Source organism: Streptomyces sp. NPDC052012 (assembly GCF_040689265.1).
Classification (GTDB): Bacteria; Actinomycetota; Actinomycetes; order Streptomycetales; family Streptomycetaceae; genus Streptomyces.
The window spans coordinates 37,297-50,232 of the sequence record NZ_JBFAXA010000035.1; the positions used below are offsets into that span (position 1 = coordinate 37,297).

The window sequence follows — 12,936 nt, forward strand, 5'->3', positions numbered from 1 at the left end:
CGACAAGGAACATCACATGGTCTTGACAGGCGCCAAGGTCCCGTTGCCGGACGAGCGCATCGCGCACCGCGTCTTCGAGTCGCACGCCGCCCGGCATCCGCACCGGACGGCCCTCACCTGCGGCGACGAGCGGCTCACCTACGGGGAACTCAACGCCCGCGCCAACCGGGTGGCCCACTATCTGTCCTCGGCGGGCGTCACACGCGGCTCGGTGGTCGGCGTGTGCATCGACCGCTCCTCGAGCGTGCTCGTGTCCACCATCCTCGGCGTCCTGAAGACCGGCGCCGCATATGTGCCGCTGGATCCCTCCTACCCGGAGGAACGTCTGCGGCTGATGATCTCCCAGTTGCCGGGGATGCGCATGGTGGCGGCCGGCGCGCAGACACGGGCACTCGTGGACGGACTCCACGGCAGGGTCGTCGACATGGAGGATCCCGCGCTGCGACTGGAACGGTTCGCGGCGACGGACCCGTCGGTGCCGATCGACTCCGGCGACCTGTGCTACGTGGTCTTCACCTCCGGATCCACGGGCACGCCCAAGGCCACGGCGGTGCGCCACGAGGGCTGGTTCAACCTGCTCAACTGGCTCACCGTCGAGTACGGGCTGGACCATGAGTCGGCCAATCTCCTCGTCAGCTCCTTCGGGTTCGACATCAGTCAGCGCAGCCTGATGACGCCGCTGTTCACCGGCGCGCCGCTGCACCTGCTGCCGAGCCGGAGTTTCGACGTGGCGCTGGCCTACCGGCTCATCGGCGAGTTGGGGGTACGGACCCTGCACTGCGCGCCGAGCACGCTGTATCTCCTGGTCGACCGCGAGACGGACACGGGCGGTGACGTCCTGACCGGGCTGCGGTACGTCTTCATCGGCGGCGAGCCGATGTCCGCCGCGCGGGTCCGCGAGTGGGCGACCCGCGAGGGCAACACCTGCCTGCTGCTGCACCAGTACGGCGTGGCCGAGTGCACGGACGTCGCCTCCTCGCACCGTATGGTCGACTACGCCTCCTACACCGCAGGCCCGATGCCCGCGGGCCCCCCGGTGTACAACACGGAGATCCACATCCTGGACGGCGACCTGAAGGAGCTGCCGGCCGGTGAGGTGGGAGAGATCTGCATCTCCGGGGTCAGTGTCGGGGCCGGCTATCTGAACGCGGGCCCCGAGGCCCGGGCCAGGTTCGTCACCGTCGAACGGGACGGCACGGCCGTACGGCTCTACCGCACCGGTGACCAGGGCTGTGCGACCGAGTCCGGTGAACTCGTGGTCGTCGGGCGCCTCGACCACCAGGTGAAGATCCGCGGGATGCGCATCGACCTCGGCGACGTCGAGCACGCCGTGCGCCGCCATCAGGACGTGCGGGACGTGGTGGTGGTGCCGGTGCACTCGGGGAAGAACGACACTCGCCTCGTGGCCCTGGTGATCCCCGCGGCGGACCGGTTCGACGAGCGTGCGCTGCGCCGCGATCTGCTCGGGACGCTGCCGCGGAACATGGTGCCGCAGCAGTTCGTCACGCGGGAGACCTTCCCGCTGAACCCCAACGGCAAGATCGACCGCAAGGCCCTGGCGGGCAGCCTTCAGCAGAACGCCCCCATGGCAGACGCGAGGAGCTAGCCCCGCTCGGAGCGTCTTCCGTCCTTCGACATGGGAGAGTCGGACCTTGGCAACACTCACCCTCGCCGCCGCCCCCGCGCCCGGGATCTCGGCGGGTCTGCTGAGCGCACTGGCGCTGGTGCTGGCCGCGGCGTTCGTCTTCGCCAGACTCGCCCAGCGGGTCCGGCAACCGGTCGTCGTCGGCGAGATCGTCGCCGGTGTCGTGCTCGGGCCCAGCCTGCTGGGCCTGCTGCCGGGCAACCCGGTCGATCTGTTCTTCCCCGAGGACGTCAGGCCGTATCTGCAAGTGCTGTCCCAACTCGGGCTGGTGCTCTTCATGTTCGGCATCGGCTACCAGTTCGACACCTCGCATCTGCGCCATCTGGGCCGCCGGATCACCGCCGTGTCGCTCGGCTCGGTGGCGCTGCCGTTCGCCCTGGGGGCGGGGCTGGCGGTGGCCCTGGCCCCCTGGCTGGACCGTTCGGACATGAAGACGGACGGTCTGCTCGTGCCGGCCCTCTTCCTGGGAGCGGCGATGTCCATCACCGCCTTCCCGGTCCTGGCCCGGATCATCAGCGAACGCGGCCTGCACAAGGACCGTACGGGCGCCGTGGCGGTGGCCTGCGCGGCGATCCAGGACTTCCTGGCCTGGATCATCCTCGCGGTGGTCGTGGCACTGGCCAACAGCACCGGTCCCTGGCCGCTCGCGCGCATGGCGATCGTCTCGGCCGCGATGCTGGCCGGTCTGGTCTGGGTCGTCCGCCCCGCCCTGGTCTGGGCCCTGGCACCGGAGCGCACATGGTCCGGCAGCATGGTCACCCATGCCGTGCTGGTCGTCGGCCTCCTGGTGAGTGCCTGGGCCACCGAGGCCGTCGGACTGCACGCCGTGTTCGGGGCGTTCGCCTTCGGTGCCGTGGTCCCTCGCGCGCAGGTCGACGCGAGCGCTCCCGAGGTACCCGAGCGGATCGAGCAGGCCAGCCTGCTGTTGCTGCCGGTCTTCTTCGTCGTCACGGGTCTGTCGGTGAACGTCGGCGGTCTCGGCGGCCACGGCGCGGTCATCCTGCTGGCCGTGCTCGTGGTCGCGGTCGCCGGCAAGTTCCTCGGGGCGGCGGGCGCAGCACGTCTGACAGGAGCCACGGGGCAGGAGGCGGCCGTGCTCGGTGTGCTGATGAACGCCCGCGGGCTGACGGAGCTGGTCATCCTCAATGTCGGTCTGGGCCTCGGTGTCCTCGACGGTCAACTGTTCACCGCCATGGTCGTGATGGCGATCGTGACGACGGTGATGACCGGACCCCTGCTGGACCGCTTCCACCGGCCGTCGGAGGCGTCGAGGCCCGGCGGTCCGGCCCGGCGGGACGAGCCCCGCTCCCTGGTCGATCTCTCTTCCCGGAAGGAAGGCGACGGGTAGGACACTCGCGGAGCGCGCGCGGTCACCGAGGAACTGGCCACGCGCCGGACGTGCCCGTCGCGGGGAGGCGGTGGCAGGACCGCTCCTGGCCCCCGCCTCCCCCGCGCTCCGTCAGACGGCCGCCCAGGCGCTGTTCAGCGCCTCCTGGCCGAACGGCGTGGCCACGCCCGCGAGGACGTGCGCGAGAGCCGCGTAGCACACGGCGTCCTGCTCGCTGAGGGTCTCGCTCTTCGCCAGGTTCTTCTGCAGCCGGTACAGCTGGGTGAAGGCCTGCTTGAGGTCCTGCCGGGTCAGCAGGCCCTTGATCTGACCGGCGGCCTTGGACACCTCGCCGGAGCGTTCCGGCCCCGCGGTGAGGTCGCGGGCGCAGAGGGCCTCGTGGACCGTCAGGAAACGCTGGGAGGGCTCGATGTGCTGGGGCTTGACCGAGAGGGTGTCCAGCGGGGCGGCGTTGACCAGGAGCGCGAGGCTCAGTACCTCCTGCGGGGTGTCCGGGTCCGTGCCCTTGGCCGGCTGGGCGTTGCCCACGACGACGACCTCGGGGGCGTTCTTGCCCTCGGGCGCGAGGCCCGGTTCGGCCAGCAGCAGCCGCAGTGCCAGCAGGTCGTCCTCGACCCGGGTGGACGGGGTGACCACGGTGAGGTCGGCGGAGCGCACGTGCTCCTCCACCGCGCTGAGCACACCGGAGACGTCCAGGCCGAGCGTCGGTCCGTCGTCGGCGTCTGTGCGGGCCACCGTCCGGCGGCGCGGGTCCCACGGCACGTCCGTACCGCCCTCGGGGGTCACCGTGGCGATGCGGAAGGTGCCCATGCCGGAGTCGGTGTGCTCCACGACCAGTCCCCGTTCGGCGACGGCGGCGAAGTACACGTTCTTGGCCTCGTCGAAGGGCAGTCCGTCCGCGGAGCCGGACCGGTAGGCGTGGCCGGACTTGATGTAGGGCGGCTTCACCCAGTCCGCCGGGGAGCCGTCGTAGTCCCTCGGCGCCAGCGAGAACCGGACGGGGAGGCCGACCTTGCGGCAGAACTCCAGGTCGGGCAGGTTGTGCCCGGGGTTGAGGAGGACCGCTCCGGTGCCGAACTCGGGCTTCACCCAGTCGCCCACCCAGATGGGCAGCAGGTCGCCGGTGAGCGGATGGCGGCAGAAGCGTCCGGTGAAGGCGGCGTGCTCGCCCGGGCCGAGACCGGTGCTCAGCGGGTGGCCGGGGTGCACGGCGACAGCACAGGAGCTGGGCAGTCCCGTCCAGTCGGTGACGAAGGTGGTGAGCGACGCCGGCTCGTCGGGGCCGGTCTCGGCCCGGGGCTCGAGGGGGAACTCGAAGAGGGCGCCGACGGACCGGCGGATCAGCTTGCGATGACGGGACACCGTGGACTGCGGCCAGGCGCCGTCGTCGTCGGCGGCCACCCGGTCGCGGGCTGCACGGGTCGGGACGTAGCGCACCTCGTTGTCGGTACCGACCAGCGTCGCCGCCTCGGCGAGCCTGGTCACCGCCTCACCGGAACTCGCGGCGCCCGTGGCCACCGTCGCGTCCGCGCCCTCGGCGGAACGCAGCCGGCACAGGTACGCACCCCAGGCCTCGCTGCGGAGGTTCACCGCGGCCGATTCCGGATCGCGAAGGACCAGGACGATTGTGCTCCTCACTCATGACTCCAATGCGATGAGAGATGGTTCGGGTGTGTGCCCCGGAGGGTTCCGAGGCAGGCTTGCGGGCCGTGTCGCCGCGCTCTCACGGGCAGGGCACGGCCTGCACCGGCTCGGCGCGGAGGCCGGACCGGTGCGGGACGGGGTCCAGGGCCGCTTCTCCGGCGAGCTGGACGGCGTACGCGTGCAGCAGTTCGTGGACCACATAGCGCCCCGGGGTGGATGTGGTGAGCAGATGGGCGTCGACGAGCGACTCGAGGAGGGTGTCGGCGTGCATGAGGGACAGCCCGGCGAGACCGGCGACGTTGTGTGTCTCGATGTGGTCGCCGGGGAGCCGGCCGAGCAGCCGGAAGACGCGCTGCTGACTGGGGGTCAGGCCCTCGTAGGACTGGCGGAACACCTCGGTCAGGCCGCCGTCCTCCGCTTCGAGCAGGCGCAGCGGCTGCCTGCCGGTGGCGAGCCGGGAGGCGAGGTACGCGACGGACCAGGAGGGGCGGTGCCGCAGCTTGGCCGCGGCCAGCCGGATCGCGAGCGGCAGACCGCCGCACACCTCGACGACGAGATCCACGGCGTCGCGCTCCTGACGCACCCGCTCGTCCCCGACGATCCGGCCGAACAGCTCCCGGCCCTCCGTGAGGGACATCTCCTGGAGCGTCAGCTGGCAGGTGGCCATGAGGTCGGTCAGCCGGGTGCGGCTGGTCACGATGGTCAGGCAGTGCGGTGCGCCGGGCAGCAGCGGCACGATCTGCTGGGTGTCGGCGACGTTGTCGAGCAGGATCAGCGCACGGCGGTCGCCGAGGAGCCGGCGCCACATCGCGGCGCGTTCCTCCACCCCCACCGGTACGGAGTCCGGCGGCACCCCGAGGCCGGACAGCAGGACACCGAGGGCGGCCTTCGGGTCCAGCGGCCGGTCCTCCACCGCGCAGGCCGCCATGTCGACGCAGAGCTGCGCGTCGGGGTACAGCGGCGTGAACTCGTGCGCGGCGTGCAAGGCCAGGGCCGTCTTGCCGCTGCCCGGCATGCCGTCGATCGCGATGACCGGCGGGGCGGCGGAGTACGAGTGGCCGCCCGCCCCGTGGCGGTGCACCACGTCGCTCAGCAGCCGCCGTTCCCGAACCCGGCCGGTGAAGTGCACGGCCCCGGCCGGCAGGTTGTTGTACCGGGCGACGGGCAGGGTGCGGGGCGCGGCGGGAAGGTCGCTGAGCAGGATGTGCCGGTGGAGTTCCTGCAGTTCCGCCCCGGGGCTGACGCCGAGTTCCTCCTTGAGGACCCGGCGCGTCTGTTCGTACACGGTGAGCGCACGCGCCTGCGCCCCGGAGCGGTAGAGCGCCATCATCAACTGGGCGACGAGCCGCTCGCGCAGCGGATTCTCCGCGACCCATGCGGAGAGTTCCCCGATGACCGACTCGTGGTCGCCCAGCGCGATGTCGAGCTCGATCCGTTCCTCCATGACCGCGAGGCGCAATTCGTCGAGCCCGGCGATCTGAGCGCGCAGCACCGGGCTGGTCAGCCCGGTCAGTGCGGCACCGCGCCACAGCAGCAGGGCCCCGTGGAATTCCTCCCGCGCTTCCTCGAGGCGTCCGGCCTTGCGCAATTCCCGGGCGCGGGAGGTCTGTTCCACGAAGCGGTCGGAATCGAGGCGGCACCCGTCCAGCCTCAGCCGGTAGCCGTCTCCCACCAGGGTGAGCCGCTCGGCGAGCTCAGGATGGAGTTTGCGCAGATCGGAGGCGGCGTTTCTGATCTGCTTGGCGGCGGTGATCGGCGCCCGGTGCTCCCAGACGGCGTCGATCAGACGGTTCAGAGGGACCGGCTTGCCGTCGGCGAGCAGCAGGGCGCTGAGAACCATCTGCCGTTTTCTGCCGGACACCGGTAAGTGTTCTCCGTGGTACCACATCTCGAGCAGACCCAGAATGCGAAATTCCAACACCGGACCCCCGAACCTCCCAAACGTCGATGGCCGTTCCAGGATCGTTTCCGGAAATGGACTGGTGATTTGGTGTGCCGTGTGCGGGGCCGGTGCGTCATCGCGCGCCGGTCTCGACCAGAGCCTCGCCGTCCCCGTCCTTGTCGCCGTCCCCGGCCCCGTCCTCGTCGCCCGCGGGTGTCGCCGGAGCGGACCGGTGTCCGCTGATCACCGCGATGAACGCGCCGCCGATCATGAGCAGCGCGGTGGCGCCCTGCGTCCAGGTGAACGACTCCCCGAGGAACATGAACGAGAACAGGGTGCTGAACAGCGGGACGGCGAACATCATCACCGAGGCCGTGGAGGCGCCGACGTCGCGGATCCCGCGCACGTACAGCAGGTAGGCGACGGCGGTCGGACCGATGGCGAGGTAGACGGCGTTGACCCAGAAGCCGCCGGACAGGCCGCTCCAGGCGACGTCGCCGAACTCCGGTGCCGCCATGACCGCGAGCGCCACGGAACCGGCGACGGTCGCGTACATCACCGCCTGCACCGGGTCCATGCCGATCACCAGCTTGCGGTTGAGCAGCGTGTACAGGGACCAGACCGCGGCACCGACGAGGAAGATGGTGTCGCCCGTCAGCCGGTCGGCGCCGCCTGTGCCATGGGCGTTGGTCGTCACGAAGAACAGCGCCGCGCCCCCGACGCCCACCACGAGGCCGAGGATGCGCACCGGCCGCGCCGACTCGCGTCCGGCGAGGATCAGGGCGGCGGTGGTGATGACCGGGGTCAACGCGGGGAAGATGACGCCGCCGTCGCTGGCCGGAGCCATGGTGACGCCCCAGAAGAACAGGGCGTTGTAGCCGAAGACGCCGACGAGACCGGCCACGCAGGCGCCTATGACGGCCCTGAGCGGCGGGGCCTGCTGCGACCGCCGGACGGCGGTGATCAGTAACAGCACCAGGGCGCCCCCGCCGAACCGGAACAAGGCCGCGACCTCGTGCGGGAGATGCTCCACCGCGTACTTCGACGACGGGAAGGCACTGCCCCACAGCACCATGGTGAACAGCAGCCACCCATAGGCTCCGAGCGTCTTGTTCTTCATGTCGGATCACTCTCGTTCGTGTTCGATGTCCAGTGGCGGGCGCGGCGGGGCCGGCGCCCGGCCGTCACACCCCTCGCAGGGCGGCGGCGACAGCGGCGTGCACCCGGTCGGCGTGCGCGAGGACGGCGAAGTGGTCACCGGGCAGCTCGTGCAGCGTGAACGTCCCCGTGGTCTGCGCCTGCCAGGCGGCCAGCTGGGCCACCCCCGCCCTCGGGTCGTCGGTCGCGGCGAAGGCGGTGATCGGGATGTCCAGCGGTGGTTCCGGTGTGTACGCGTAGGCCTCGCTGACCGCGAAGTCGGCGGTGAGCAGCGGGTGGAGCATCCGCAGCATCCCCGGGTCGTCGAGGACCCAGTCGGGGGTGCCGCCGTGCCGGCGCAGGACGTCGGCCAGCTCCTCGATGGTCAGTTCGCCCAGCCGGGAGGAGCGTTCCGCGATCTGAGGGGCACGGCGCCCGGCGACGAAGAGGTGGGCCGGTTCCGGCGCGCCGATCCGCCGCAGTCGCCGGCACAGCTCGAACGCGGCGATGGCCCCGGTGCTGTGGCCCAGGACGGCGTACGGGGCGCGGACGGCGGTGGCGACGTCCTCGGCGAGCGCGGCCACCAGCGGGCCTGCCTCGCTCAACGGGGCCTCGTGCCTGCGTGTCTCGCGGCCCGGCGGCTGGAGCGGGCAGAGGCCGATCCAGTCGGGCAGGCCGGCGCCCCAGGCCCGGTAGGCCGAGGCCCCCGCACCCGAGTGCGGCAGGCAGAGCAGCCGGATGTCCGCGTGGTCGGCGGTGCCGAACGGCAGCCAGGGACTCTGCGTGGGCTGCGTGGTCATGATCGCCTTTCTGCTCGAGGGGGGCCGGGGGGAGTCCGGACAGCCGAGCCGACCCGCGGCAGCGGGTTCGCGCACCTTGGCGGATACAGCAGAAAGCCTGGCAGCTCTTGCAGCTTCTTTCCACCAGCCCCGAAACTCCTGCGGTAGCTTGGAGGTCATGCCGAATTTTGATGAGATCAACCAGGGCCTGCTGCTGGAGCTTCAGAAGAATGCGCGCCGCTCCAACCGGGAGCTCGCCCGCACCCTCGGGATCGCCGACTCCACCTGCCTGGAACGCGTCAAGGGACTGCAGCAGAACGAGGTGATCACGGGATACACCGCCGAGGTGAACCTGGACGCACTGGGGCGTGGCCTGAAGGCGATGATCGCGGTACGGATCCACCCCAAGAGCCGTCATGCCGTGGAGTCGTTCCGCGAGTTCGCGCTCGGCCTCAGCGAGGTCCTCGACGTGTTCGTGGTGTCGGGCAGCAACGACTTCCAGGTCCTGGTGGCCGTCCAGGACCCGCAGCATCTGGAGGATTTCGTGCTGGACCGCATCGCGCAGTTCCCGTCGGTCGCCGACCTGCACGCCTCGCTGGTCTACGAGCACCTGCGCCGGCGACCGGTCGAGATCCTCGCGCCCAAGCCCAAGCGCCGCCGCTCCGAGAGCCCCTGGAGCTGACGGGCCGGGCGCGCCGGGGGCTCAGGCACAGGGCGGCGAGCGCGAGCGGGCCGTGGCCTTCAGGCGGCCGGCGCCCCGGTCCCGGTGCGGGCCACGGCGTGCATGAACGCGGCCATCTCGGCCGCCGAACCGGCCGGATCGGTGAACAGCGCGTAGTGGCCGCCCTTCGGCAGCACCGACAGCCGGGCCCCGGCGACCGCCTCGGCCGCCCGGCGCGCGTTGCGGTGGCCCACCATCTCGTCGTCCTCGCGGGCCATGAACAGCGACGGGACGGACAACCGGGCACAGGCCGCGGCCGGGTCGTAGTCGCAGGTCGCGTGGATTCCCGAGGCGAACCTGGTCAGCGTCGCGACGTCGCGCCGGTAGGGGCGGGTGAGCATGACCGTCAGCTCCTCGTCGAAGACGCCGAGCACCGCGGACTCGTTGCCCCGGGGACGTACCGCCTCGTGGTAGAAACCGGCGCGGCCGGTGTCCGCGGCGATCTTCGCGCACATGTCGAACACCGCGTTGCCGAGCCGCGCCCCTGGAACCCCGTCGAACAGCAGGGCGCCGTCGACCGAGGTGAACGACAGGGCACGCGCGCCGAGCGCACGGGTGGCGAACAGCGCGATCGAGGCACCGGTGCACCAGCCGGCCACATGGACCCGGGTGAGCCCGAGGGTGTCCAGGACGGCCAGGGCGTCCGCGACATGGTCCTCCAGCGTGGCGGCCGCCGGGCCCTCGGGCCCCGGGCTGCCGCGCAGTTCCCAGGTGACGAGGTTCAGCCCGTGGGCACGGAAGTGCTCGCCCAGACCGGCGAGGAGGGCGTTCTCCATGCCCACCGCGTTGACGAAGAGCACGGCCGGCCGGTCGTCGTCCCCGCAGACGGCGGCGCGCAGGACCAGGCCGTCCCTGCGGACGTCTTCAGTGCGCACCGCGCATCTCCTCCAGTGCCGTGGCGAGGCGCCGGATCCCCTCGGCGATCACCGGTTCGTCGGGACTCAGGCTGAGGCGCACGCAGCGGGTGGCGTGCTCCGCGAGGAAGGGCGTGTCGAAGGGCGGCACGAAGAAGTGGCGGCCCGGGACGACGAAGACCTTCTTGCGCTTGAGCGCTTCGTACAGGACCAGGTCGTCGAACCAGTCGTGGTCGATCCACAGCCAGCAGAACATTCCGCCCTCGGTCGCGTGCAGCCGCCAGTCGACCGTGTCGGGCAGCAGTTCGTGCAGCAGTTTTTCGGCCACCAGGCGCTTGTTCCGGTAATACGGCCGGATCACCTCGGTGGTGAGCCGGTCGAGGGCGCCCGAGGCGATCGCCCGTTGTGCGGTCGCCTGGATCAGCTGCGGGGCGTGCAGATGGGAGTTGGCGGTGAACGACAGCATCGCGTCGATCGCCTCCCGCGGGCCGATGGCGAATCCGAGCCGCTCGCCGGGGACGCCCGCCTTGGACAGGGTGAAGCAGTTGATGACATGGGGGTGCAGCGGCGGATCCACCGAGGTCTGGGCCACCCCGGGGAACGGATCGCCGTACGCGTGGTCCAGGAACAGCGGGACGTCGCGTTCCTCGGCGATCTCCATCAGTCCGGCCAGCGCGTCCGCCCGGATGCTGCGGCCCGTGGGGTTGCCGGGGCTGGAGACCAGCATCATCCCCATCGAGGGCTGCCGGCGCACCGCCTCCAGGTCGAAGGTGTAGCGGAAGAGACGGTCGTCGAGGAGCTCCACTCCGGGAGCGACCCCGACGATGCCGCCCTCGTCCATGCTCAGTCCCTGGTAACCGGTGTAGTCGGGGACGGACGGCAGGACCAGGCGCCGGTCGCCGTCCGGGTACGGGCCGGTGAAGACGCACGTCGCCATGAACGCCAGCATCTGGCAGCCGGCGCCGACCAGGACGTTCTCCGCCGTGATGTCCCAGCCGTAGCGGCGGTTGAAGTAGCGCACGATCGTGTCGACGAGCTGGTCGGAGCCGCGTGAGGGCCCGTACCGGCCGCTGCTCTCGGCGAAGCGCCGGGCCAGCGACTCCTCCTGCAGCCGGCGCCAGGTGCCGGTCACCTCCTCGATGGCCGCCGGGTTGCCCGGGCTCAGATTGACCCAGGTTCCGCCGGAGGTGCCGGACGCGGCGAGGGCGATGTCCTCCATGATGCTGCGGATGCCCGACAGGCCGCCCATCTTCGCGCCCCGCGAGGAGAGTTCCACCGGCTGATCCTTCCGTTCGACAGCTCGAACAACGATGCATCGATGCGCTGAAATGCGTCGCAGCGCGCCCCGCGGGGGACACCGGTGCCTCCCGGTGTCCCCCGCGCGGTCGTGGGCGGGTGTCAGGACACCGCGACCCGGGACTCGAGGTGGTCGGAGATGCTCCTGATCGTGGAGTGCCGGAACAGCTCGTCCATCGGCACCTCGACCCCGAGCTCCTTGGTGATCGCCCCCTGGATCTCGGCCATGATGAGCGAGTGTCCCCCGAGGGCGAAGAAGTCGTCGTCGTCAGCGATGTCGTCGAGCTTGAGGGCGTCTTCCCAGATCTTGCTGATCTTCTGCTGAATCACGCTGTGTCCTCTCTGCCGTCGCCGGCCGGATCACCGTGCCGGGCACAGGCGAATCAGTGGGTGTTCTTGACGGCGAACGGCTCACCGTGGGCGTTGGTCGTCCGCAGCCGGTTGTGGCCGTAGGTGTCGCGCCCCGAGACCACGACGGCGCCGTAGTTCGCGAGATCGAAGTCCTGGCCGTGCGCGGTGTAGGAGTCCTGGTCCGGGTAGACGCGGACGTGCGTCGGCACATAGCGCGAGGTGATCGCGAACCGGGTCTCGCGGTCGGTGATGTTGGGCAGCGAGCCGTGCACGCAGGAGGCGGTGAAGATCAGCGCCTCGCCGGGCTGCATCTCCACCTCGACGACGTCCTCGGGGCGCGGCTCCCAGTTCGGGTCCACGGCGAAGTCGGAGAAGTCGTAGCCGTAGAAGCCCGTCTCCTTGGTGAACGTGGTGACGTGGTCGGTGTCGTAGCGCTGCTCACGGCCGCGCGCCGGCGACTTGCTCTCGTCGAAGATGCGCTCCCGGTGCGAGCCGCGGACGAACTTCATGCAGCCGGTGCGCTTGGTCGCCGGGGTGAAGGTGGTCCACACCGTGATGTCGATGTACGCGTTCCAGTCCGTCTCCGTCGGCAGCAGCTGGGGCTTGCCGGTGGCGTAGCTGTAGTCGCGGACCTGGTGCCACTCGGTGCCCCGGGAGCCGGGGAACTTGGCGAAGAACTCGGTGCGCCACGACAGGACGTCCGGCCCCAGGATGGCGTTCAGGTACTTGAGGATCGTCGGGTGCGTGACGTGCCGCGACAGCTCCGGGATGTCCAGGTGCCGGTCGTAGTTCATGCTGTTCTGGAACACCGAGTGGGTGGTGTCCTGGTTCTTGACGCGTACCTCGCGCAGGATCTCGGCGGCCTCGTCCGGTTCGTAGAGCTTGACCGGACCGATGAAACCGTCCTGCATGAATTGCGTGATGTCGTCCTTGATGTCATCGGGGACTATCGCGTCGCCGGCAATGGCCACAGCTGAACCCGAGGGACCGATCTGAGTCTCGGTCATCGCGAGGTCACGTCCTTTCCATGATTCCCGAAGCGCTCGTCGGAGTCGTGCGTGCAACTCGTGGTGCTTTCGGTGGACCATCCTCGGCGGCTTCGTCCTCGTACTGTCCTCGCCACGTCCTCGCCGTCCTCCGGCCGGTTCCCGCGCCCTGAAACGACGCTTTTCCGCCACTCCGCCGTCCATAAGACGAGGGTTGACAGCCCGTCATTCGCGTCCGATGCTGGGCGGCATTCGTGGCGCGGCCGGTCGATGCCGGCACACCGCCCTCGGCG

Annotated in this window: 11 protein-coding genes; 3 read left to right on the forward strand and 8 right to left on the reverse strand. The window is 70.5% G+C overall.

What is annotated here, in order from left to right:
* Positions 1 to 16: 16 nt before the first annotated feature.
* Together AB0412_RS33645 and AB0412_RS33650 are read left to right on the forward strand one after the other, a co-directional pair.
* A complete protein-coding gene (locus AB0412_RS33645) occupies positions 17 to 1,606 on the forward strand; it encodes an amino acid adenylation domain-containing protein (RefSeq protein WP_366406398.1) in 1,590 nt (529 codons plus the stop codon).
* Between the two features lie 46 nt (positions 1,607 to 1,652).
* Positions 1,653 to 2,993, forward strand: a complete 1,341-nt coding sequence (locus tag AB0412_RS33650; protein ID WP_366406399.1) for a cation:proton antiporter — start codon at positions 1,653 to 1,655, stop codon at positions 2,991 to 2,993.
* 111 nt (positions 2,994 to 3,104) lie between these two features.
* On the opposite strand, the gene AB0412_RS33655 is transcribed toward AB0412_RS33650, so the two are convergent.
* The 4 genes from AB0412_RS33655 to AB0412_RS33670 all read right to left on the reverse strand — a co-directional run bounded on the left by AB0412_RS33655 (position 3,105) and on the right by AB0412_RS33670 (position 8,456).
* Entirely contained in the window at positions 3,105 to 4,631 is a 1,527-nt protein-coding gene (locus AB0412_RS33655; protein WP_366406400.1) for a hypothetical protein, read from the reverse strand.
* A gap of 85 nt (positions 4,632 to 4,716) precedes the next feature.
* Positions 4,717 to 6,477 carry a BTAD domain-containing putative transcriptional regulator gene (locus AB0412_RS33660; protein WP_366406401.1) on the reverse strand — a complete coding sequence of 587 codons (1,761 nt, stop codon included), beginning with the start codon at positions 6,475 to 6,477 and terminating at the stop codon, positions 4,717 to 4,719.
* A 175-nt stretch (positions 6,478 to 6,652) separates the two neighbouring features.
* Complete coding sequence (locus tag AB0412_RS33665) at positions 6,653 to 7,639, reverse strand: DMT family transporter (protein WP_366406402.1); 987 nt, start codon at positions 7,637 to 7,639, stop codon at positions 6,653 to 6,655.
* A gap of 64 nt (positions 7,640 to 7,703) precedes the next feature.
* The gene (locus AB0412_RS33670; protein ID WP_366406403.1) at positions 7,704 to 8,456 is read right to left on the reverse strand and encodes a thioesterase domain-containing protein; all 753 of its coding nucleotides are present in this window, start codon (positions 8,454 to 8,456) and stop codon (positions 7,704 to 7,706) included.
* A 157-nt stretch (positions 8,457 to 8,613) separates the two neighbouring features.
* On the opposite strand from AB0412_RS33670, the gene AB0412_RS33675 reads away from it, so the two are divergent.
* Positions 8,614 to 9,117, forward strand: a complete 504-nt coding sequence (locus tag AB0412_RS33675; protein WP_366406404.1) for an Lrp/AsnC family transcriptional regulator — start codon at positions 8,614 to 8,616, stop codon at positions 9,115 to 9,117.
* Between the two features lie 59 nt (positions 9,118 to 9,176).
* On the opposite strand, the gene AB0412_RS33680 is transcribed toward AB0412_RS33675, so the two are convergent.
* The 4 genes from AB0412_RS33680 to AB0412_RS33695 all read right to left on the reverse strand — a co-directional run bounded on the left by AB0412_RS33680 (position 9,177) and on the right by AB0412_RS33695 (position 12,664).
* The gene (locus AB0412_RS33680) at positions 9,177 to 10,031 is read right to left on the reverse strand and encodes an alpha/beta hydrolase (RefSeq protein ID WP_366406405.1); all 855 of its coding nucleotides are present in this window, start codon (positions 10,029 to 10,031) and stop codon (positions 9,177 to 9,179) included.
* Entirely contained in the window at positions 10,021 to 11,286 is a 1,266-nt protein-coding gene (locus AB0412_RS33685) for an aminotransferase class I/II-fold pyridoxal phosphate-dependent enzyme (protein ID WP_366406406.1), read from the reverse strand. Before AB0412_RS33685 ends, AB0412_RS33680 begins: the two co-directional genes overlap by 11 nt.
* A 122-nt stretch (positions 11,287 to 11,408) precedes the next feature.
* A complete protein-coding gene (locus AB0412_RS33690; RefSeq protein WP_366406407.1) occupies positions 11,409 to 11,636 on the reverse strand; it encodes a phosphopantetheine-binding protein in 228 nt (75 codons plus the stop codon).
* A 53-nt stretch (positions 11,637 to 11,689) separates the two neighbouring features.
* The gene (locus AB0412_RS33695; protein WP_366406408.1) at positions 11,690 to 12,664 is read right to left on the reverse strand and encodes a chlorinating enzyme; all 975 of its coding nucleotides are present in this window, start codon (positions 12,662 to 12,664) and stop codon (positions 11,690 to 11,692) included.
* Positions 12,665 to 12,936: the final 272 nt, after the last annotated feature.